This is a genomic window from Roseburia sp. 1XD42-34, assembly GCF_009917385.1.
Lineage (GTDB): Bacteria > Bacillota > Bacilli > Bacillales > Amphibacillaceae > Virgibacillus.
This window is the reverse complement of record NZ_QWLJ01000005.1, coordinates 212,138-236,107: the sequence shown is the minus strand read 5'-3', so window position 1 is coordinate 236,107 and position 23,970 is coordinate 212,138. Positions and strand designations below refer to the sequence as shown.

20 protein-coding genes and 1 pseudogene are annotated in these 23,970 nt (G+C 34.1%); 18 read left to right on the top strand and 3 right to left on the bottom strand.

Going from position 1 to position 23,970, the window contains the following annotated elements; genetic code table 11:
• Positions 1–244 precede the first annotated feature (244 nt).
• Positions 245–790 carry an NADPH-dependent FMN reductase gene (locus D1839_RS04480; protein ID WP_120378490.1) on the bottom strand — a complete coding sequence of 182 codons (546 nt, stop codon included), beginning with the start codon at positions 788–790 and terminating at the stop codon, positions 245–247.
• A gap of 331 nt (positions 791–1,121) precedes the next feature.
• Here D1839_RS04480 and D1839_RS04475 point away from each other — a divergent pair, with 331 nt between their 5' ends.
• From D1839_RS04475 to D1839_RS21260, 6 genes are all read left to right on the top strand, one after another.
• Positions 1,122–2,765 (top strand): tetratricopeptide repeat protein, encoded by a 1,644-nt coding sequence (locus D1839_RS04475; RefSeq protein ID WP_120378491.1) that lies wholly within the window; start codon positions 1,122–1,124, stop codon positions 2,763–2,765.
• A gap of 68 nt (positions 2,766–2,833) precedes the next feature.
• Positions 2,834–3,523, top strand: a complete 690-nt coding sequence (locus tag D1839_RS04470) for an O-methyltransferase (RefSeq protein ID WP_120378492.1) — start codon at positions 2,834–2,836, stop codon at positions 3,521–3,523.
• Positions 3,524–3,527: 4 nt separating this feature from the next.
• Positions 3,528–4,631: a pyridoxal phosphate-dependent aminotransferase gene (locus D1839_RS04465; RefSeq protein WP_120378493.1), complete on the top strand. Its 1,104-nt coding sequence runs from the start codon at positions 3,528–3,530 to the stop codon at positions 4,629–4,631.
• Positions 4,615–5,868, top strand: a complete 1,254-nt coding sequence (locus tag D1839_RS04460; RefSeq protein ID WP_120378494.1) for an MFS transporter — start codon at positions 4,615–4,617, stop codon at positions 5,866–5,868. Before D1839_RS04465 ends, D1839_RS04460 begins: the two co-directional genes overlap by 17 nt.
• Positions 5,869–6,792 carry a DUF5700 domain-containing putative Zn-dependent protease gene (locus D1839_RS04455; protein WP_120378495.1) on the top strand — a complete coding sequence of 308 codons (924 nt, stop codon included), beginning with the start codon at positions 5,869–5,871 and terminating at the stop codon, positions 6,790–6,792.
• A 720-nt stretch (positions 6,793–7,512) separates the two neighbouring features.
• On the top strand, positions 7,513–7,629 hold the full coding sequence (locus tag D1839_RS21260) for a S8 family serine peptidase (protein WP_120378675.1): 117 nt from the start codon (positions 7,513–7,515) through the stop codon (positions 7,627–7,629).
• An 841-nt stretch (positions 7,630–8,470) separates the two neighbouring features.
• Here D1839_RS21260 and D1839_RS04440 read toward each other — a convergent pair.
• Positions 8,471–9,019, bottom strand: coding sequence for a DUF402 domain-containing protein (locus D1839_RS04440; protein WP_120378496.1), 549 nt, complete (start codon positions 9,017–9,019; stop codon positions 8,471–8,473).
• A gap of 1,003 nt (positions 9,020–10,022) precedes the next feature.
• Between D1839_RS04440 and D1839_RS04435 the strand changes: the two genes are divergently transcribed.
• From D1839_RS04435 to D1839_RS04415, 5 genes and pseudogenes are all read left to right on the top strand, one after another.
• On the top strand, positions 10,023–10,415 hold the full coding sequence (locus D1839_RS04435; RefSeq protein ID WP_120378498.1) for a GntR family transcriptional regulator: 393 nt from the start codon (positions 10,023–10,025) through the stop codon (positions 10,413–10,415).
• Positions 10,402–11,247: an ABC transporter ATP-binding protein gene (locus D1839_RS04430; RefSeq protein WP_120378499.1), complete on the top strand. Its 846-nt coding sequence runs from the start codon at positions 10,402–10,404 to the stop codon at positions 11,245–11,247. Before D1839_RS04435 ends, D1839_RS04430 begins: the two co-directional genes overlap by 14 nt.
• A 16-nt stretch (positions 11,248–11,263) precedes the next feature.
• Positions 11,264–11,896 carry an ABC-2 transporter permease gene (locus tag D1839_RS04425; RefSeq protein WP_158589594.1) on the top strand — a complete coding sequence of 211 codons (633 nt, stop codon included), beginning with the start codon at positions 11,264–11,266 and terminating at the stop codon, positions 11,894–11,896.
• 249 nt (positions 11,897–12,145) lie between these two features.
• Positions 12,146–12,615: pseudogene (gene tnpA / locus D1839_RS04420) on the top strand (IS200/IS605 family transposase).
• Between the two features lie 537 nt (positions 12,616–13,152).
• A complete protein-coding gene (locus D1839_RS04415; protein ID WP_120378501.1) occupies positions 13,153–13,980 on the top strand; it encodes a sugar phosphate isomerase/epimerase family protein in 828 nt (275 codons plus the stop codon).
• A gap of 689 nt (positions 13,981–14,669) precedes the next feature.
• Here the strand turns inward: D1839_RS04415 and D1839_RS04410 are convergent.
• Entirely contained in the window at positions 14,670–15,929 is a 1,260-nt protein-coding gene (locus tag D1839_RS04410; RefSeq protein ID WP_120378502.1) for an L-lactate MFS transporter, read from the bottom strand.
• Positions 15,930–16,227: 298 nt separating this feature from the next.
• On the opposite strand from D1839_RS04410, the gene D1839_RS04405 reads away from it, so the two are divergent.
• From D1839_RS04405 to D1839_RS04375, 7 genes are all read left to right on the top strand, one after another.
• Entirely contained in the window at positions 16,228–16,632 is a 405-nt protein-coding gene (locus D1839_RS04405; protein ID WP_120378503.1) for a MarR family transcriptional regulator, read from the top strand.
• 272 nt (positions 16,633–16,904) lie between these two features.
• Positions 16,905–17,120: a hypothetical protein gene (locus D1839_RS04400; RefSeq protein ID WP_120378504.1), complete on the top strand. Its 216-nt coding sequence runs from the start codon at positions 16,905–16,907 to the stop codon at positions 17,118–17,120.
• A gap of 16 nt (positions 17,121–17,136) precedes the next feature.
• Complete coding sequence (locus D1839_RS04395; protein WP_120378505.1) at positions 17,137–17,409, top strand: hypothetical protein; 273 nt, start codon at positions 17,137–17,139, stop codon at positions 17,407–17,409.
• 654 nt (positions 17,410–18,063) lie between these two features.
• Positions 18,064–18,945: a sulfate reduction electron transfer complex DsrMKJOP subunit DsrO gene (dsrO, locus tag D1839_RS04390; RefSeq protein WP_120378506.1), complete on the top strand. Its 882-nt coding sequence runs from the start codon at positions 18,064–18,066 to the stop codon at positions 18,943–18,945.
• A 12-nt stretch (positions 18,946–18,957) separates the two neighbouring features.
• Complete coding sequence (nrfD, locus tag D1839_RS04385; protein WP_120378507.1) at positions 18,958–20,250, top strand: NrfD/PsrC family molybdoenzyme membrane anchor subunit; 1,293 nt, start codon at positions 18,958–18,960, stop codon at positions 20,248–20,250.
• Positions 20,240–23,341 (top strand): molybdopterin-dependent oxidoreductase, encoded by a 3,102-nt coding sequence (locus D1839_RS04380; protein WP_120378508.1) that lies wholly within the window; start codon positions 20,240–20,242, stop codon positions 23,339–23,341. Before nrfD ends, D1839_RS04380 begins: the two co-directional genes overlap by 11 nt.
• A gap of 24 nt (positions 23,342–23,365) precedes the next feature.
• Positions 23,366–23,953 carry a molecular chaperone TorD family protein gene (locus tag D1839_RS04375; RefSeq protein ID WP_120378509.1) on the top strand — a complete coding sequence of 196 codons (588 nt, stop codon included), beginning with the start codon at positions 23,366–23,368 and terminating at the stop codon, positions 23,951–23,953.
• The last annotated feature ends 17 nt before the right edge of the window (positions 23,954–23,970 follow it).

The following is a 23,970-nucleotide window of genomic DNA, read 5'->3' as shown; positions in this document are numbered from 1 at the left end:
AAAATCCTTTTGCTGTTAAAGGTGGTAAAAATTTCAAAATTAATGTATTTTTTCTTGAAATGAGATAATAGGTTAATAAAAAAGGTGTTAAGGGTGCTAAATAGACTGTATTCCCCCAATTGAACTTACTTCAGTTCATTGATATGACTTTACCAGGAAGTATTTACTAAGTTCATCGGTTGAATAATAAAAGTTGTCTTATTTAGATTACTCTCGATTTCTACATATCAGTTAATTTTTCAAACTAGTATGTAATCTCCTGGTGCTTCTTATTTATTAAATTTATGTACATTGTTAATCCTTGAATGACTGACATTATACGTTGTTTGCTTTGTAACGGTAGATTGTTATCTATAAATTCCTTTTCACTAATGGCAACTTGCTGAGGTATTACTAAGGATTGCATGCTTCTGAGTACTATTCTTAAGCTATTTAGAGTATTAATTCCAGATTTTATTCCACCTGTTAAAACAACCAAACCAATTGGTTTATTTATAAATATATCGCTATTTAAGTAATCAATAAAATTCTTTAGAGCACCAGAGTAGCCACCATGATATTCTGGAGAACCAATAATAAATCCTTTAGCTTGCTTTAAATCTTCTATTAACTCAGAGATAATGGCGTTATTATTAGTTTTTGGATTAAATAGTGGAAGTTCTAAATCTCCAACATTTATAACTTTTGAAGAATAACCTTGCTTTACAAGAATATTGTTCATTAAATTTATAATCTTTTTTGTGTTTGAACTAGGATTTAAACTACCATTGATTAAAATTATAGTTGTCATTTTATTCTCCTTTGCGGGAATAGCTTATATAATTATTTTAAATTATACTGAAAAAATTAAAAAATTCAATTAGTAATACTTATTGCTTTTTTTTGAAAATTGTAGTAACCTAAAGCTATATTAGCGCTAATTACTAAATTTTACAAGGAGGGTTAAAAATTGGAAGAATTAAATCTTGACGAATTCTTAGAAAGCGTTGCTAATGAAGAAGTAGGAGCAGAAGAACTTCAACTATCTGCAATTGCAATTGCTTGGTAATTTTACATTAATTATTAAGTTAGGAATCGGATACTATACTATTCGGTTCCTATTTTAAAGGAAGGTGACATTAATGACTTATACACTTTCATCATTATTTATTGAAAGTAATTCTACAATTCAATCTTACTATACAGCTAATAGACTATATGAATCACTGAATTCAATAACAACAGACGCCATATTCTCTGAAATACATAAGGAGTATGCTATAGATACATCATCGGTATTTGGTTATTTTGATAATGAGAAAAAAAACCCTGAGTACAATGGGAATTTAGCTACTCTTGAGTTGCAGGCTATTATGCTTAGATTAAGTAGACATCATATAAAAAGGGCAAAGATAATAGAAAATGTTTCTAATTTCTTTGCTGATCTAATACTATACAATTACCAAAATGGTCTAAAAAAAATAGTATTTATGAGAGCAGAGTTTATTGATAGACCATCATTAATGGTAATCAATCGAACTATAAGTATATTGAGAAGAAATAATATAGAGATAAATATAAGCTTTGATTTTCAAAGAAATGTATTCATTAATAGCGAGATTGAACTAATTAATTCCCGAGCACAAGTTTTTAATAAACTAGATAGAATTATAAAAATCAAGGATTATTCAAATATTGTTGGGCGGGAATTAACAATAGATGATTTTAATTTAAGAGATGATTTTTATAATACCAACGTACTAAATGCCGCAATAATAGAACAAAATTTTGAACTAGCTTTTTTGATATTGCAATATAATCTACATAGTAATAAAGATTATAAAATAATGAGCGACCAAATGACGTATAGAAATTTAGGTGTGATAGAAGTTAATCTAGGTAATTTCGAAAAAGCAATAATATACTTCGATAAAGCCATCAATAATAGTGACAGTGTTATTGAGTATTCTAGAAATTCATATATTAAAGCATTATGTCTCATAAAAAGACTTAAAAAGGTAGAAAAAGGATTAAAGGTCATCGATCAAGCTATATTGAAACTTTATAATGCTGATATAGAAAAAGATATAAAGTATAAGCATGAAATGGCTTGGTTAATAAATGGTCAATGTCTCGGAAGAACCATACTTGCTTCTAGAATGAATCAAAAAGATAAAGAGAGTGTACTATTTGAAATTATCGGTAAGGAGATGGAGGCTTACAGATTAATAAGTCATGAAAAGAGTTTTCATTTGATATATTTAAAATTTAACTTACTTGCGAATATAGCATTTCTTCTAGAGATATTAGGTAATTATACAAAAGCCATCGATTTTTGGGAAAAATCATTTGCTCCTATTTTAGCTAGTGATGATCAGTATAGAGAAGGGGAAAAGGCACTTACTTATAGGTTAGGCATCTTATATCTTAATTTAGGTGATTTAGGAAAATCAGAGGTTTTACTAAAAAGAGCCTTAGCGTTAGCAAAAAGTGAAGATAATCCTTTCCATATAAACGTTATATTCTATGCTATTGGATATTTGAAAATCTTAAATAATGATAGCTATAATACAACTCTTGATTTAATTAATAAAGGTAAAAATCTGTCTATACACCTAGGTGATTCTAAAATGAGAAATCAATTTGAAGAGTTGAATAAGAGTCTAGACGATAACTTTGGTAGTAAGATGTTAGAGCCACCAAAGGTTAAATTAATCTCGTACATTCCATATATAGATTTATCCTTTGTACCTGAAATTGATTTAAATAAACAACTCACATCTTAAAAGAGAGTTAGTGGATAGTAGTGTAAGAAAAAACTTTTTAATCTACTAAGAAGAAGGGGAGCCAATAGATGGAAACTGTGAATTTGAAATATTGTAAACATTTAGATGATGCAATAAACAAATTAGCTATACAGTTATGTAATAAAAGTATTTTAGAATACAACAAATACAATTCGGATAAATTTTATGAATTATATAAGTTGCTAAAGGATTCATTTGTGATTCCAAAAACTAGTATAACTAAAATTATGTCTAGAATTTTATTTACCATTGGATATAGTAAAAAGCCACAAGTAATGGTCGGTGCTGGTACATACACAGGAAATGCCTTAGCTTGGTTATCTGGATATTATTTACTTGGTGATTCGGATAGAAATGTTAAAATTTATGGCTTAGATATTTCATCTGAGGCCACTAAAATTGCTAAAGATAACTTCTCTAAGGTAAATGCAGATAATGTACATTTAATTAAAGAGGATGCGATCAATTGGCTTGAAAACACTTCAGAAAATATAGATTTACTATATATCGATATTGATACTGAAGAAGATGGTAAAAGTAAATATATAGATTTATTGAATGTGGCATATCATAAATTAAACTCTGAAGGCTTGATATTAGCACACGATATTAATGAAAAAAAATTTAAAGACGACATGATACCGTTTGTTGAAAAGATCTTAGATCAATCTATGTTTAAAGATAGTATTAATCTAAATGTAGATTCCTTTGGATTATCAATAACAGTAAAAAGGTGAGGTTATGGGTATTTATACAGGAAGAATAATTAGGTTAGATTTTGGTGAACCATCATTTCCTTGCCCTCCTGAGGTTAAGGCGGAATCTATTAAGTATATAACTAATCCCGATTGTTATTACTCTCCAATTAAAGGTGAGAATCAATTATTAGAGAATATTAAGCAATATTTACTCAATGTTAGGAATATAAAAGTAAAAAAAGAACTTATAACAGTTACAAGCGGGGGACTAAGAGGGATAAATTCAATAATAAGATGTTTAAAAAATGAAGGGGTGAAAAGAGTATATTACCCAGATCCTGGTTTTCCTCCATATCAATTTTTAGGTGACTATAATGATATAGAAATGTTATCTTATCCTATTGAAAATGAAAAAGATGCTGTTAGAGCTTTAATTTTCCTTGCAAAGACCAGTAGCGAGAAAAGTTCTGCCTTTATATTAACATCTCCTAATAATCCTAATGGTATTACATTTAGTCAAGCTTCATGGGAGATTTTAAATGAGTCTATGATTAAACAATATATTATTTGCGATAATTCCTTTGAATCATTTATTTTTAGAGAAGAAAATGATTGTTTACCTCCAATAGGTGAAAATATATTTCACGCTTTTAGTTTTTCTAAAAGTTTTTCAATGGCCGATTATAGAGTTGGTTATGTTATATCCCCATCAATAAAATGGTCAGAAGTAGTATCTCGTGATCATTGGTTTACACAATTAAGCACAAGCGTAATTTCCCAAAAAGCGGCTATAGGTGCATTAAATTGTAAGTCCGATTATTTATATAATACTAAAAATGCAGTGCTTACAAATCTAGTATCTTCAGTAAATCTGCTAAGTACAGCAAGAATCGAAACGACACTTCCTGAAGGCGGTTTCTTTTTGTGGGTAAATATTGAAGATACAGAATGTAATTCAGATGAGTTTGTTAGATATGCTTTAGAAAAATACAAGGTTTCATTAATTTCGGGAAGTTCTTTTGGTGAAAATGGTAATGGTTATGTTCGGATTAATTGCGCTACAGACCATTTAGCATTAGAAGAAGGACTAGATAGGTTCATACAATGTTATAAAGAGAGGGCATCTCGTAATGAATATATCTTATAAAGAAATATTAAAAGAGAAAAACTTTATTTACATTCTCTTAGGGAGACTATTTAAACGTAGTGCCCTAATACTATTCAGTATGGAACTTATATGGTTAACAATGCAATTAACCAATAACTCACCATTATATCTTTCCCTTATGGTGATGGCGGAAACCCTGCCTTTTATCTTATTTGGTATATATGGGGGAGTTAAGGCTGATAGATGGAATAAAAAGTTTGTTATGGTTACTAGCGATATTGGTATTGCGACTCTTTTATTATGTTTACCTATTTTATACCAACTTAATATACTTAGCTACTTTTTATTAATGGCTGTTGCGGTAATTATTACGTTATTTAGCTGCTTTTCTGAACCGTGTTATAGAGCAATTATACCAGAATTGATAGCAAAATCTAAACTACAAGAAGGAAACGCGTTATTAGATTCCGTTCAAAGAGGGGCAACTATATTAGTACCTGTGTCAATTGGTTTGGTATTGAAGTTCACTACCCAAATTCACTTATTTAGTTTAGCTTTTATATTAATGATAATAGCAGCTTTTCTTCATTTATTAATAATTTATAGACCGAAAAAAATTATTAGTACAGAACAAGGGACGCCAAGCACTATAAATGATATTAAACAAACTCTAGAATATTTAAAGAAGAATAAAGATATTTCTTTTATAATGCTGGTTCAAGGTGTAAGTATAATGATTAATACTGGATTGTGGAGAGTAGGATTACCAATTTATTTAGAAACCTACTTAGGGAAAGACATTGATACTTTTGGATATATAACTGGTATTCTCGGAGCTACTTCATTCGTCACTTCAATTATATTAGGTTTATTAAAGCAAATTAATCCAATATTAATTTTTAATACAGGAATTATTTCTTGGGGATTAGGGCTTTTAGCTATTGGAGTATATCCTTCGATTATTATAATCTATATAGCAACCCTTTTAATCGGTATAGGACAAGCAAGTGAGGGATTAGCTCGAATTGTAATCCTTCAAGATCAAGTGCCTAGAAATATGTTAGGAAAAGTATTTAGTATTACTTCTACTTTAAATTACACTAGTGACACCGTATCCTTAGGCGCTATTAGTGGAGTACTAGCCATCTTTTCAACAGTTGTTGTTTTTTCTGGTGGAGGCGCAGCAATTATGGTTACAGGTATTATAGGTGCAGTAATTTTAAAAAGTCGATCTAAAAAAATTAATCTCAATAATTCAAAGGAAGGTGCAATTTAAATGATAAATTTATCTGTTAAATTAGACACATACTTAGTCGATCTATTAAAGGCAGGAAAGAAAGAAATATCTAAAGGCGATTGGAGCGAACTATGTAAAAAACACAACATACAAAATCTATCTGAATACCCTTTTTTCACGGAGACACTTTTTAATGAACAAGAAGTTAAATTAATAAGTGATACTGCTAATTATTTATCGGAAAATTTAGTTGAATCTATTAGACATATAAGTAAATACTTTCCAGAAACGCCAAATAATATAGATCATGAGTTAACGGTTAGTCTGTTACCAAATGGCAAAACAAATTTTGGTCCAAAGAATAAATTGCAATTATTTTCAATATTTCCAGGTGCTGATGCCTTTGAAACGTATTTATTTTTAATTCATATCTACTATCATGAAATTTCTTTTCTCAACTACACTAAATACTGCGAAGAGTGTGTCACAGATCCATTAACACCGGAAAAATTAAAATATTATATATTAACCTTAATACAAAACGAAGGAATAGGTAATTATGCAGTCTTAGAAGATTTAATTAAATTTAGAGATGAAAATCCGTATTATGAATATAAGTATTTCACATATGCAAAACAACTCAGAAATGAAACAACAGTTGTTCAATCAATGGGGTTATTAAGACAAATTTTTAATGAATTGAACGAACACAATTTTACAAAGTATAAAGAAAAAATCAATTTGATACTTAAAAATAAGCAGTTACCTATTATAAATTTGGTGGGTACACATATGGCTGAAGCTATAGTCAATGAATTTGGTCTTGAATCTCTAAAAAATGTACATAAAAAAAGAGTAAATAATTTCTTTGATATTTACTTTAAAACAGAAGACCCTTTAAAAGGACGTTTACTTTCAGATGATTTGAGTAATAATTATTTCAAAGAAATTATTAAGTTATAACGTTAGATTGTTTAGCTACTATAGAGGTTATTTTAATATGAAAAGTTAATTATTTTTTTATTACCTCTTTAGATTTTTTATCAAATGGTTTCGGACCCCCATTGTCTGTGTCAGGCTAAACAAAGATAGATAGGCATATACCTCTATTTGCAATTGGTACACATAGCAAATGCTATGCAAAAGCTAGGTGTCAAGGGGCGTTCACAGGCTGTTGTAGAGCTCCTTCGTATGGGGGAATTAAAGCTCTAATCAACTCGGCTTTCCGTAATGGGAAGCCGAGTTTGCGTAATGGGTACTTTTAATAGAGACGGAGGAAGATGTGTGGAAAACAAAGGATGAGCTTTTGTCAATATATAAGCATCTGAATTTACGGACGAAGGGCAACTTTAATGGAAGACTGTTTGCATTATATAAACAGAGCAAAAAAGAAACTATTTTCAATTGATGATAATGGAGGGTATTCAAAATTTTCTGGTACATCTTTTGCATCTTCCTATGCAACGGGAGTTCATTGGAAAAAATGGATATGATGAGTATTTTTATGTTTATATTCATTCCTTTAGCTATGTTCAAAACACAAAACACTATAGCTTTTTTATTATTCTAGAACTATAGGGTTTTGACTTGCCCGTTTAAAACAGCGTCTTGAGATGGAGTTGCTAAATAAGGTGTTTTTCTATAGTTTTCTTCTTCATCGAACCATGAACCAATACTACTACAATATTAGAGAAAAGTTTAAGTGGTACGTCTTTTGCAACTGCTCATATCACTGGTGTCATTGCTAAACTATTAAGCACTAAAAAAATAACAAAAATGATTATTTTGAAAAATAAATAGAGTTTGCTGACTTACCAGGGGGAAAGTGAGGTCCCTTCTTATAGGTGTGGACTATTTAAAGGTAGCAATTAAGTAAAAGTATGGCTTATTTGGTTTTATGTAAAAATGGGTGATTATATAGAAAAGGGGCATAATAATGAAAAAGGTATTTATAAAAATATTACTATCAGATAACGAATTTAATCATGGTAGATGAAAAGTAGATCACTCTCTTACTGAAGGAAGTTAAATTAGAAACCAAAAGCTATCTTTCTAGTAAAGATAAAATAGTGGTCAGCAATAATGTGGATACTAGCATAGTAAAATTAATTTAGGGATAGAACTGTCTTAACAACCATTGAAGAAACATATACGCGAGAAATAATTGATAATAACTTTGAGGCGGCGATAATGAGCATTAATAAAGATGATTTTACAGGTTACAGGTATTTTTACGGATCTTGAAACTGGGGAGAAATAGGATGTTAGTACTGCGGAAGTACAAGCTTCATGATATCCTTTTGTAGTCTTCATGTAGCTAGGCATGGTATTAAATGAGGCCCAGTAGAAAGTAGTGAGGCATGAGAAAATCATCGCGTCTGATTGCGATAATAAAAATGTAGTATCTGTTAGACGAAGTGAAAAATTACAGTCTGATGTTTAACGTCAAGTCTAAGTACTAAATGATGATTTTGAGATGTTCCAATGTCTCCATCAGGTAATGCTTATTAATACCCTTCATTGCCTTTTTTTACACCCATAGCAATTGGAAATTCACAAAGATAATTACAAATGGTTTTCTTCGGACACCTTTCAAAAGCTGAATGGTAATTTTTTAAAAATTTAAAAAATTACCATTTAATTAACTGTTCAATAAAGGAAATATTTTCTTATGTGGAAAGGTCATATTAGTGTTCAAAATAGTTTGTCCAAGAAAAGAATCAATATTACCAATTAATGAGTTTAACGATTGGAGGGCAAAACCATGCTCAAACTGAGCTAATGGTTTAGGCAACTCATCTTCATCTAATATAAAGCAGTCTCCATTCGGAAAAACGAGAACATCAATTATTAGATCCTCAAAGGAGAGCAAATTATCAGCTAAACATGTATTTTTAACGATATTAAAATAAGAGCCTAAATAATTGCCATTTTTATCTCTCCAAATGTATAAATTAAACGGTCGATGCTTCCAATAATAGGCTAATGTATAACTCCCTTTAGGAATAGTTAGTTTATTTTGGTCCGTAATCATCGTGAATAAAGTAGCTATTTTATGAAAAAGGACGATGCTTGAATCTGTTGCTTCTAACAGCGTACAGGTGTGTTCCACGATTGTTTTATCATACCGTATTTTTCTTTCTATTATCTTATCGAAAAGTTGAATGTTTGTGTTGTTCCAATTATCCATAGCTATTTATTTCCCTCTTTTTTTCAATAATCTCCAACCAAAATCTACCCTTATATTCATTCTAACATGTGTAATACTACCATAAGTAATAATTCGTAATGGGGTTTAGTTGAATTAACTTAACTATTTATAAGTAAAAGAGTTTGATATAGGTATTCTTTCGATGATATGTGCCTCTACAGAGTCCTATCTGCGGTTTAACTAAATTCATTACAATGGAATACTGCTTTCATGATAAGCAATAACCATTATTTTTCGAGCGAAAAAAACTGTAGCTGTTTGAAGCTACAGAAAAGGTTACTACCATAACAATTTCTATTATTTCAAGCCACGATAATTATCGTATTTCTCTCCGGGCTTTAAAAAGTGGAAACCTTTAATAGTACAAAAATAAAGTGTACGAGTAAACCTAACAATGGTAATCCGATAATCCAGGTCCAAGTCCAAAAGTTCCCAAGGTAATAATGAGACAATACTGTAATTCCAATAAAACCTCCATATCGAAGAATGAATACATATAAAGGATCTTTTCTTACAAATGAAAAGAAAAAGAATCTACCTAATAGCAAAATGATCAGTGCCGCTAAAGTTTGGAGAATAAGCATTTTACCATCCCTTTTTGCAATAACGAAAAAATATTTCCTTTGGTAAATCATTATAGAGTTAATATAGATAATAAACAACACTTTTATCATATTTTTATCAAATAGAGGAATGAAAAATAAAATCTATGGCACGGTCAAATAGTAATAGATCGTATGATTTAGTTATAAATGACTATGAAGTATGACAGATATTTTTTAACAGTCAAAGATCGCTATTCGCTACTGAACTTCACTTTATAAAAAATCCAGCAATAGGCAGTATGTTATCCATTGCTGCCTTTTCATCATCCGGGAAGTATATCTTATTCATTGTAAACACTTATTCTTGATTAATATATAAATTGCGTTTATACTGTACTTATCAAATAAGTACAGTTGATACACTTGGTGGTGAAAACATGGATATCTTTATTAAGAAAAACAGTCAATTGCCAATTTATGAACAAATTGTTGAACAGGTTAAATATCAAATTTCGGAGGGGATATTAGAGCCAGGAAGTTCAGTACCATCCATACGCGCTTTGGCAAAAACATTACGTATTAGTGTAATTACTGTACAGCGTGCTTATGATGAGCTTGTCAAAGAAGGATTTATAGAAACCATACCTGGCAAGGGCTCGTTTATCTCTGAGAATTGCTTGGTATTTTTTGAAGAAGAAATGACTAAAAAGCTGGAATATCACCTGCAATCAGTCATCAAAATAGCAAGACAATTAGATATTTCAATTCATCATGTACATGATTTATTAGACTATTTTAATCAAGGAGGAGATAGCGATGAAGGCGATTGAAATTAAAAATTTAAGCAAAAAATTAGACGCTTTTCACATAGATAGGATAAATTTCACAGTTCCTAAAGGGAATATTGTAGGTTTGATTGGTGAAAACGGCGCTGGTAAAACAACTACGATCAAACTAATGATGGACGTGATTGAGAGAGATAGTGGGGAAGTTCGTTTCTTTGGAAAACCGCTAAATAAGGATCTAAAAGAAGAAATTAGTGTCGTTTATGACGAAATTAATTTTTATGAAAAGGTCGATGTCGTTAAAATAAATACAATTTTAAAGCATATTTTTAAGGCTTGGGATACCACTAGATATTTTGGCCTAATCAATCGCTTTAAGTTACCAAAAAATAAAGCGATAGGTAATTTTTCTAAAGGGATGAAGATGAAATTAAACATTATTATTGGGTTAGCTCATTCTCCAAAATTGTTAATTTTAGATGAACCAACAAGTGGTTTAGACCCATCAGCTCGCATGGAAATGCTAGACTTGTTTTTAGAATTTATTCAAAATGAAGAGCATTCCATATTACTGTCTTCCCATATTACAAATGATCTAGAACGAATTGCAGATTATATTGTCATGATGCATCATGGGAAAATTATTTTACAATTAAATAAAGATGAATTGTTATATCGTTATGGTATTATACGTTGTTCGGAAAAACAGTTTCAACGTATTCCAAAGAACGTCATCTTTGCTTATCAAATTTCCAATTCAATTTATGAAGTTGTGATCAATAATGCTCCTGGTATGAAAGAAGCCTATCCTGAGTTAACAATTGATAGAATTACTATTGATGATATGATGTCGATTTATATAAGGGGAGAGAAATAGCATGAGGGGTTTGGTTATGAAAGATTTTTATAACGTGGTAAATAATGGTCTAGGATTATTCGTAATGATGTTAATTCTATCGGTTGCTATTGTACCAACTCAAGGTTTTCTTGGATATCTGGTTGCTGGTACAGTTGTATGCAGTATGATGAGTACCACTTCGTTTGCCATTGACAATAATAGTAAATGGGAGCAATTCGCTATCACCTTTCCAATTGACCGTAAAGATATTGTAAAAGGAAAATTTATTACGTTGTTTTTGTTTACCATGATTGGAATTCTGCTTTCGATTATCCTAGGAAGTTTAGCTGCACTAATATTTCAATCAGATATACTGCAAACAATCGGTGTAAAAGAGATTGGCCAAATGATCATCGTGGGTATATCCGTAGCTTTAATATTTGGAACAAATTCCATTGCATTGTTATTAAAGTTTGGAGCAGAAAAGGCACGAATGTTTTTAATTCTAGGCTATGTTATTCCTGGAGCAATCCTTATTTATGTTGTAGATAAACTACAAGAATTAGGGGTCATATTTACAGGAGAAAAACTAAATCAATTCATTTACTTACTTCCCATATTAGTTATAATCTGGCTCAGTATTGGCTATACCTTGGCCGTAGCGATAATGAAGAAAAAACAATATTAAATTAAAATCAAGCGGGTTTGTTTAAATGTAATGTGGTGTTAAAAATTGAAATAACTCTTTACCTATCAGCTTTATAAGGTCTAAATCCGGTGTTGACCGGTTTTTGACCTTTTTATGATCTCAGAAAACCCCTGGCTATGCCAGGGGTTCCAGAAAGCTTCTAGCGTGGTGTCAAAAAAGCCTCTCTTCATGGTAAGATAAGGTTGGTTTCCCGACCACCAAATCACACCACAGAAGGAGGCATGTCCAATGAAGGACAAGAATAGTTTAGCACATACGCAGTGGAGATGTAAGTATCATTTAGTTTTTGCACCAAAATATAGAAGGCAAATTATCTATGGAAAATATAAAATGAGTATCGGCAGATTATTCGAGAACTATGCGAACGAAAAGGTGTAATTATTCATGAAGCCAATGCTTGCTCCGATCACATCCATATGTTAGTTGGTATACCACCAAAATGAATTGTATCTCAATTTATGGGCTATTTAAAAGGAAAAAGTAGCCTCATGATTTTCGACTGCCATGCCAATCTTAAATATAGATATGGAAATCGAAAATTTTGGTGTAGAGGATTTTATGTTGATACAGTGGGAAGAAATAAAAAACAAATTCAAGAATATATCAGGAATCAGCTCAAGGAAGATTATATGAGTGATCAATTAACATTATTTGAAGAGTTCGATCCATTTACAGGACAAAAAAATAAGAAGAAATAAGAGATTCTTTTAGAACCAGCGAGTGAATGTGGTGCAAAAGGGAAACCCGATCGGTGGGCCTTAAGGCCTGATCCCGGTACAATACACAATTCAGACCTTAATAGCTGCTTAGGTTTTTTGAAGAGAAGAATTTTGGCGATACCCAAAACTATGTATAAAGCCGACATATCCAAGAAACCTATTATTGCGCCAAGGATTATTCCTAGAGATCCACTTATTCTTCCAATTTGTATAGAGAGGTTGTTCATGGCTATGTACATAACTTCTTGCTATATTAGCTAATATATAACTATGTTTAACCAATCAATAATGGTCTCTTATTAATAATTTTCCATTACGTTTTGTCTGTCTTTTGATTGTAAGCTGTTTTTAGAGAGATAAGGAATGGTTGCTTCGCTTAAGGGAAGTACGATACTATGGAATCAAGTAAAGATTTGTTCATGATTGCCTAAATTACTCGTTGTCATGTTCAAATCACTTTTTGTTTAACCAAAAGTTTTTCGCATTTTTTCAAATACCTATGTAAAGGGTGACGTTATGGCTTATAAATGTGGTGTTTCAGGCAGTACCATATTAACAGACCCGTCTAAGCTTGAAGAATTGTTTTGTTATGATTCTGTTGATCATATAGAAATTGGAGAATTTCCTAATCAAATTGCTTTTGAAGAATTTATTACTATAAAGAATAAACACGGCTTAAGTTTTGCATTGCATTCTCCTTTATACCGTAAAGGAAGTAAATATGATCTTTTACAGCATGTTCATATGGAACCGGAAGCTGCTTGGATACAGTTTGACAAGGAACTGAAAAAAATGTCAGAGTTAGGTGCAGAATATGTATTAGTGCACTTTCCTTATTTTAAAGCAGAAAATAAAGAAAACACTTTTGCGAAAATAGAAAGCGGCTTGGCTCGGTTACATGCACTACAAGCGAAGTATAATATTTCGATTGTTTGTGAGCCAAAGCTTGGCTTGAATCGCTCGGCTGTAAATATTGAATTATTACACCGATACCCAGTTGAAAGATGGGCAAAATACAATGTGAAGCTATGCATAGATATTGGAGATTATTTACTGGGTACAAAAGAAAAAATATTATCCTATATTTCCAAATGGAAGGATCATATAAAAGTAGTACATCTCCATAATGTTGAATGTAAGGATGGGAATTATTATTGGATACCCATTCACCCTACATATGAGCAAGATAAGGAATATTATAAAGTTAAGAAAATTATAGAAGAGCTTGCTCGTATAGAGGATATTATTTTCGTTTTGGAGCATACGCCTCACTCCAATCCCTCCAGAAAATTTGTGCAAGAAGGGATTGACTGGCTGCATCATTTAGTGAAGGAAAAACAATGATACCATGCTTGATGCTTTCGTTTGTTACGTTAGTTATTTGCAACACCTGTATGGTTGGATGATTGATACAAAGAGAGTATAAAGGTTTATTTCTCCTACATGTAACCTAGAATGAGTTTTATACCATATTGACGATGCCTCATGTGGATACGAGGGATGATTGGCTACTATAATTTGCGCAATTTGCTTTTTAATGTGAGTTTTTTCGTATTCCCAACTAAGCTTACTGATTGAAGGCTTAATTGGGAATATAAACTAGGTATCTTTTAAAAATGAATTTTATCATTGGTTCATACAAGCAACTTATCAATTAACCCTTCCTACCGTTTTACTTTAAAATAAAGATGATAATCTCCCTTTTTCTGTCAATGAATGGAGTTCATCGGAGTGAAAATATTATTTAATTACTTTATTAGGTGCTGTAAGATTCCCGCTTCTGGAGTTGGACAATCTGTATATCGACAAGTTTAAGTGGGAGATGAGTAAAAACTCCCTCTGATTGGAGATTTAATTTATCCAAATAGCTACCATGCTCTTTATTCGACGACGCGACAGAAGTTTTGGTATCGAAAGGGAGTCGAACGGAACAGGTGAGCACTTTTCATTAACGGATTTTTTAAACTAATCATTTTACATGATCAATCCACCTGCTTCTTTTTTATTTATTTGCTTTTATTGCATATCACTAACTAAGGAAGTATGCCGACTTTTTTCGAATGTAGTTTAAGTTTACGTATATCTGCCCTAATCCAAATAGAAATAAAAAGTGCAAACATAAATAACCCACCAAAAATGATCATCGTTAAATTGTAGCTTTTTGTTGTATCATAAATAAGGGAGAGCAAGAGAGGACCTGCTATGCCAGCCATCGCCCAAGCAGTTAATATATAGCCGTGAATAGCACCAAGTTGTTTCGTTCCAAACATATCACCGATGTAGGCAGGGATGGATGCAAATCCGCCTCCATAACAAGTTAAAATCGCAAAGATGAGCACCTGAAATAAAATTGCATTCTCGGCAAATGGCAACATGAAAAATGCAATCACTTGAATGATGAAAAAGGCAGTATACACATTTGGACGACCAATATAATCAGATAGCGATGCCCACCCAAGTCTGCCTCCACCATTAAAAAGGCCCATTACACCGACCATGGCAGCAGCAGCTAGTGCAGACATTTCGGCAATTTCCTGTGCCATTGGTGAAGCGACAGAAATAATTGCAATTCCACAAGTTACATTAATAAATAACATGAACCATAACATCCAGAATCGCCGGGTCTTAATTGCTTCATTTGCAGTTAGTTCTGATAAATCTTGTTTTATTTGTTTCTTACCATGTTGTTGGTTGTTTACAAAGCCTTTTGGAGACCAACCTTCAGGAGGAGGAGCGAGATACTGAGCGGATAGGGTCATAACGATAAAGTAAATGGCACCAAGCAGGTAAAATGTATTTGAAATTCCAATTGAATGAATGAAAGCAGCAGCTGCAGGTCCACTAAGTAAAGCTGCAAACCCAAAACCCATAATCGCAAGTCCAGTTGCTAATCCGCGGCGGTCAGGAAACCATTTCACAAGTGTAGATACAGGAGCAATATAGCCGATTCCTAAGCCAATTCCACCGATAATTCCATAAAAAAGATAAAGCATATACAATGATTCATAAGTCGTTGCGAGACCTGAACCAGCTACACCGATACCAAAAAAAAGTGCTGCGAGCATCCCGGATTTACGAGGTCCTTGTTTTTCTACAAAGCGTCCCATAAATGCAGCTGAAAACCCTAGGCAGAAAATAGCGATACTAAAAGCGAGGGAAATTTCTGTCGTTTCCCATCCATATTGAGCTGCCAACGGTTTCGTAAATACACTCCACGCATAAGCGGAGCCGATGGAAATATGTATGCCAACAGCTGCAGTTGCAATAAGCCATCGGTTTTTCGCCTTGTTCATAAAAGTCCTCCTTTATTTTAGAATTTTTAGAAAATCGGTTATAGCGATACTATCATGAAAATGCTTACATTTCAATTTCTTTTGATAGCTAAATATGGAACTGAAAAAAATAGTGAAAAGGACTTTCTTATCACAAAATGTAATTTACATAACACTTAAATTGCTTATTATGTCCAAATGGAGAGGACTAGCAAAAGTATATCGTTTTTGTACAGTTTATGTCTTGTGTTGCTATTGGCATTTCAATTTTACTTATTATATAATTTAGTCATTAAAATAATTTATAGGCAGTGATCGAATGACCCATGTTGAATCAATAATGAAAGAAATTGCAGAATTTCAATATAAATCAAAGCAGTTTATGGATATGTTGACAGTTGATGAAGATTTACCAGCCAATCAACTGGTCTTGCTAGTGAAATTAAAAATTAGTGGAGGAATGAAAGCGGCAGAAATTGCCTCATTTGCAGGCGTAACGCCTGGAGCAGTGACAGCAATGTGCGATAAGTTGGAAAAGGCGGGACTTATTACACGCTTGCGTGACAAAGAAGACCGTCGTGTTGTTACTATACAATTAACAACAGAAGGGGAGAAATATGTACAAAAAGTCTTTGCTAAGTTTCCATCAGGTCAACTAAGGGAAATGACAACTATTTTACATGAAGTCAATCAATTGATGAGGAAAATCTTATCCTGCATATAAGGTTCTGTAAGACTCCCGCTTCAAGGGTAGAAAGTGTGTACCTGAACATAAGTGGGAGATAAAAGCATCTAAATGCCCGATCACGCTTAGAGGTCTAAGGCCATACCCTTATGGTACTAACAATTAGTGGGAATCGAAAGAAAAACTCACCGATGAAGATATTGGAGATTCTCTTATTCTAGAGCTTTATATCGAAGCTCTTTTTTTATTGACAGATTTAGTTTAATTGATATATAGTTTAATCATTAAAATATAAAACAGTTGAATCATTTATGGATTATAAGCTACGTTTAATTGGCCAAAGTAAACAGTCTGAATTAATCCAAACAAACACAATTATTGCTCAAGGCCATCATCATTTTGATGCACTAATTGAAGCAAGAGAGGTAAATACCACAGTCAGCTGTATTATGAATGAAATGAATCAAATTAAGAAACTAAAGAATAAACAATATTCAATTGCAAATAGCGTAAACGTAAAAAGATAGTGAAGGAAAATCTATTATGATTTGGTTTTACCGTTTTCTCGCTACACTCGGCTTACTTATATTTAAGGTTTTATACGTAGGGTTAATCGTAAGTGCAGTTATCGGATTAGGTGCCAGTATTCTATGTACTATTGGTATAACTCAGATTGAAATGACATTGACACCTAATATCCCAGTTCCTAGATATTTACGTATACCCATTATGTGTGCCTTCGTAGCTGTTTTACTGATTATTGCTAAATATGTAAAACGAATCATAAATTTTCTGCTTAATCCGTTTCAATCATAATAAAGTTGGTCATTTGATGTAGTTTTAAAATGGGAATACTAAATTTTAAAAAGAGGATCAAACATGTGCCATGTTTCCTTTTAGAACGGACGTTGGATTTTATTCTCATAATCGCACATATCCCTCTTAAAACCGCAGATTGTTCACTGTATCGCGCATTTATCTCCAGCTAGGCTCGGGTAAACCTATCTCCTGCCGAGATCTTATCATAATTTCACATACTAGTATGCGTTTCTTTGCCTTTTTTAGGAGATAAGAAAATATAAATTTTGGCATTGGGATAACGATATAACGGAATAGTCACGTCCGGCTTAAGCGCCCAGCAGCAACTAGGCGACTTTAGAAATGCGCCCTACGATAAGGCCTCATCGGTTCGAGGTTAAGAGGAAGGCCGACTAAAAACGGGCTTGCCGCTCAGGCGTCGGCATACTCCTGTTGCAGGAGCATGGTTCCTGTATCTCAGTTGATTCGCTCCAGTCGCTACGTTGCTAAACGGGCGCTTGCGCCTTTGTTCGGAAAATGAAATCTCCTCAATACTATTATCATTGAATGTTGACTTTTTTGTTACAATTACAAAAAGTGTGACAAATGTTACACCCCTTTCCTTAGATATTCTTTTACAATCTAGAAAAGAAGAGCGAAAGGGGCGAGGGGATGTTATTAAAGCAGTTACTGGAAGATGACTTTAATCAAATCGTTGATGAACGACTGTCTGATGCTGCTGAAGAGTTAGCGAATTCTCCTTATGATACGGATCTTGGCTTAAACATGGCACAAGATGCTAAGAAAGTTGTTGCCGGTAAGTTAGATATTCAAACGTTTCATAAAAAGTATCACGCTTCTTTGGTGAAAGAATTTGGGCAGCAGGTGAGGCAGGGGACTCAAGAGGATAACGGAAAAACAAAGGTTAAATGGGGGATGGTTATTGATCTTAGAAAATGCGTTGGTTGCGATTCTTGTATGGTAGCTTGTAAAGCGGAGAATAGAACCCCTCCAGGCATTTCCTATAACGTTGTTTTAGAAAAAGAAGTCGGAGAATTCCCGCATATTTCGAAAGTAAATTTACCGATGCCTTGTATGCATTGTGATAATCCACCATGTGTGCAGGTGTGTCCGGTTCGAGCAACGTTTAAATTGGATAATGGGATTGTTACGATTGATAATGACCGTTGTATTGGTTGCAGGTATTGTATTGTTGCTTGTCCATATGGAGCAAGGTCCTATGATTTTGGTGAAAGCTACGAGGATGAAATGCTAGGTTTTAATGATGTAACTAGTCCAGAGTATGGTATTGAACGTGGAAAGAGAGAACCACGAAAGACACCAATTGGAACAGTGCGCAAATGTAATTTCTGTCTACACCGTTTAGAAAGAGGAGAAGAGCCAGCGTGTGTAGAAACGTGTATAGGTGATGCTCGTTTTTTTGGAGATTTAAACGATCCAAATAGTACTGTTTCCAAGTTGGCTAATAGTCCAAGAGCTTTCAAGTTAAAGAGTGATCTAGGAGCAGGGCCGAATGTAATTTATTTAAGGTAAGGAGGGGATTAGATGTCAACGGTTGTAAAGGAAACAAAGCACCCAAATGATAAGGCAAAAGGAGCGTTACCAACGTTATTTAAATGGTGGATCGGAATTTTACTTGTGCTGTTTGCAGTGGGAGCATACTTTATTATGGAACGCTTGTGGCTTGGTCTTACAACCACAAATCTTTCTTCTGTCACGCCATGGGGGGCTTGGATTGCTTTTTATATCTTTTTTGTTGGTTTGAGTGCAGGCTCGTTTTTACTTTCCACGATGATTTTTGTTTTTGGGATGAAGCGCTACGAAAAAGTAGGGAAAATGGCCTTGTTTATAGCAATTATATGTATGATTGTTGCATTAACATTTGTATTAATGGATTTAGGTAGACCAGAGAGGGCTCTGAGTGCATTAGTTCATTGGAATGTAACGAGTATACTCGCTTGGGAAATGCGGTTTTATGTTATTTATATTACATTATTAACAGTGGAATTATATGTTGCCATGCGGGAAGATTTTGTTCGTTTAGCTGCTCATGATAGTTTAAAAGGAAAGGTAGCTCGGTTATTAACGTTCAAAGATAGTACCATTAATGACTATACGAGAAAGCGCGATCATCGCTGGATGAAGATTTTAGGCACTATTGGCATTCCATTAGCAATCCTTGGTGTACATGGTGGAACTGGAGCAATCTTTGCGGTAGTTAGTGCTCGTCCTGCATGGAATAGCGGGATTTTCCCTATTATTTTTGTTGTGTCAGCAATGGTCTCAGGTACAGCATTATTACTTGCTATTTATGTAATAAGATGCAAAGCGCTAAAACAGCCCATTGATGAACAGATGGTGGTTGGTCTAGCAAAATTAATGATTGCTTTTTTATTTATCGACTTACTGCTGCAATTCTATGATTATTTAGTCGCGTTATACAGCTTAGCAGATTCCCATTTATTATCATTACAAACGATGATGCGAAGTGCATATAGTTGGTCGTTCTGGGGGATACAAATTTTCCTTGGGGCAGTTGTTCCCATTTTCCTTGTTTATTGGAAAAAGACAGCTAAAAATATGAACGCCCTGTTAGTTGCAGCTGTCTTCGTGGTTATTGGAATTATTGGTGTTCGCTTTAATATCGTTGTCCCCTCACAAATTGTTCCAATTATGGAAGGGATGCCAGCAGGGGATTATTATCCAACCTATAACGAGTGGTTTGTAAGCATTGGTATTATGGCAATGGGACTGCTCATTTTTACAATTGCTGACCGATTACTTCCACTTGACCAAGAAATGGATGGAAGCGAAATGGGGGATCAAAATGCAAGATAAGCGTATGGACCGACGTAAATTTTTAAAAGCGATGGGCGCATTTGGAGCAGTGGCAGTTGTGGGGCCTTCTTTTATTGGACCAGTGAAACAAGTGATTAATGGTGTTTGGTTTAACGAAGGGCGCGGGTACGGTACCGATTATCAGGATTATAATGCAGAGAATGTTATTTTTACAACCTGTGAACAATGTAATACATTTTGTACGATTAAAGCTTATATAACAGAAGGGAATCAAGCTGGACCATACACATCCATTATCCGAAAAATAGCTGGAAACCAATACAGTCCTCTAAATATGGTGCCATTTGGTGCAATTGCGTATGAAACGTCTGTGGATGAAGCTGTGAAAGGAACAGGCGATGTCAAAAGAGGAGGACGTGGAGCACGAGGAGGTCGAATTTGCCTAAAAGGACAAGCGGGTATGCAAACAGCATACGACCCATATCGTGTAAAAAAACCATTACGTCGAGTTGGGAAACGTGGGAGTGGGAAGTGGCAAACTATTTCTTGGGAAGAAGCATATGACGAGATTGTGAATGGGAGTAAAACGATAAACACTCCTGGATTAAAGGAATTAGCAATGTATGTCCCTGAGGAACAAGTCATGCAAGATTGGGAAAAAGTGAAGCAGGAGGAAATGTCGTTCGAGGCATTTGATATAAAATATAAAGATGTACTTATTGATACCAATCATCCTGATTTTGGACCAAAAGTAAACCAAATAGCCTTTATGATTGGTGATCGCCGTGATTTTATGGAACGTTTTATATTAAGCAGTCTAGGTAGTAATAATTACTACCATCACGGAGGAATATGTGGTATCAGTTCGGTAGTCGGGAATATAAGATCGTATTCAGGTGAAAAGGCGAAAAAGCGACAATATGCAGATCTGGATCATTCGTTGTTCCTAATAGTATGGGGTACAAACCCAATGGTTGCTAATAAAGGACCAACATGGCTTGCTCCTAAGTTAACCAATGCGATTGAAAATGGGATGCAAATGGCTGTTATTGACCCACGTTTTAGTAAAACTGCTGAAAAAGCACCAATGTGGTTGCCAATAAAACCCGGTACAGACGCTGCGTTAGCGTTAGCACTAGGACGTATTATTATTGAACGAAAATGGTATGATGACACGTATTTAACAAATCCAAATCAAAAGGCTGCAGCAAATGATGAAGAGCCAACATGGAGTGATGCTACACATTTAGTAAATTTGTCTGATCCTAAACGTCCAAAGTTACGGGCAAGCGATCTTGGTATCGGCTCTCAAGAACAATTTGTTGTTCTTGAGAATGGAAAGCCTGTGCCCCATGATAAGGCTAATTCAGGAAAATTAGAAGTTAACACAACTATAGGTAGTTTCAAAGTCAAATCAACTTTTCAATTGTATAAAGAAAGAGTGATGGAAAAGACTCTGGAAGAGTACGCATCAATTACAACGATTCCTAAAGAACAGATACTAAAGCTTGGCCGCTCATTTACATCTTATGGGAAACGTTCGGCTATTATGGCATATAGAGGACCGGCCATGCATGAAAATGGGTATTACAATCAGCGTTTAATAGCGATTTTAAACCATTTGATTGGTTCTTATGATTGGAAAGGTGGAAATATTACAACAGGGGCTTTTTACAAGGAGTTTGAAGGAAAATATGATTTATTAACGGTTCCAAACGGTCGTACCCCGTGGGGGATAACGATCGGGAGAAATCAATTTAAATATGAAAACTCCACCTTGTTTGAAAAAGATGGATATCCTGCAAAGCGTCCATGGTTCCCTTTTAGCCCGCAAACAGTTGGAGACGTATTGCCTAGTGCATTGGATAAATATCCATACCCATTAAAAGCTTTAATCACGCACCGGATGTCGCCTGTATTATCGGCGCCTAATGGGCAGATTCAGGAGCAAGCATTAAAAGACCCAGAGGTTTTGCCTTTGTATGTAGCCTCTGATGTGCAAATTGGTGACACATCCAAATATGCTGATTTTATTTTACCAGATACCGTGTATTTAGAGCGTTGGGGGAGAGAGGCAATTTACCCCAATATAACGACGAAAATGGCAAGCGTTTATCAACCAGTAACTCGTGTTTTCCCAGATGTCCGTTCTTTTGAGAATAGCGTAATTGAAATTGCGAAACAGATGGGGTTACCAGGGTATGGTGATAAAGCATTTCCGGATGGAAGTTCCATGCATAGGGAAGAGGATTATTATTTGAAGCGTGTGGTTAACATAGCCTATGATGAAAAGCCTGTTCCTGATGCATCAAATAGGGAACTCAAAGTTTTTGAAAATGCGCGAAAGAAGGCTTTAGGTGCGTTTTTTGATCTGAAAAAATGGCAGCAAGCAGTGAAGCCAGAGGAATGGTTAAAAGTCGTATATGTGTTGAATCGTGGAGGTCGTTTTGAAGAAGCTGGCAATGAATATGAAGGAAACCATTTGAAATATAGCTTTGGCGGGCAAGTGGACTTTTACGATGAGGGAGTTGCGGCTGGGAAAAATTCATATAATGGTAACCATTTCGAAGGCATGCCTATGTTTAAAAAAATTCAAGGATATAATCAAAAAGAGATGGTTATTAATCAACCTTTGCAATTTATTAATTGGAAAGCGAGAAATTTTGGAACATATCGAAACATTAGTAGCGCGTGGTTACGAGAAATACGCTCAGATAATTATATATGGATAAATCCAGTTGATGCAAAAAAACGAAATATTAAATCTGGAGATGCAGTCGTGATTAAAAATGGAAACATCTCACTGGAAGGGACAGTGTATGTGACAGGAGGCATTGCTCCTGGGGTTGTTGGTTCAGCGTATAACATGGGACAAACTGGATATGGCGTAACTCCACAAACGATTGATCACAAAAAGGAACAGAAATTACTCACATATAATCACACACCATTTAAGTTTAATACGGTAATGCATGAAGAATCAGGCTTCGCAGGAAGTCGTGCCGATGGATTTATAGTCAATAAATTAACCGAAGTTGACCCAAGCTTTGCCTATGGTGTATTGTTCGATGAGGTTGGCGGATCGCCAGCACAGTTAGATATGTATGTGGATATTGTGAAAAAAACTTAGTTCTTTCAAAGGGAGGTATAAGTTATGTTTGAAACGCAAGTAGAAACGTATGGAAAACTTGTTTTGACTCAATTATTTACCCATATATGGTACGGTGATTGGGATAAGTATGAACAGATAGTAAACCAGTTACCTAAAAATCTTGTGGACCAATTTTCCTTTCATACATTTTATGCGCGAGAGGAGACGAAAATTTGGCACGAGAATTACTTCTCAATCCCAGGTAAGTATTTTATACCTCCGTATATGTCCAGTTACCGCGGCAAGTCGGAAAATGAGGAAGTCGATACAAAACAGGATCTTCTTTGCTTAATCGGTGTTTATGAAAAAATGGGTTTTTATTATCCTATAGAACGCGAAGCATTTCCAGACCATATTGGGAGTTTAACAGCATTTATTACAGCCACTCTAAAAGAGGAAATGGCTGCACTTGAAGAGGGAGATGGAAACCTTGCAAATCAATTAACCAATGTTCGTAAAGAATTGTATGATCACTATTTAGTACCTTGTTTAAACGCTATCTGGAGACAACATCAAAACAAATTTTCTGATCCATTTTTCAGAGCATTTATTCCTTATTATATAGAAACAATGGAGGAAGTAGTTCATTAAAATAACCTCTTTTTATA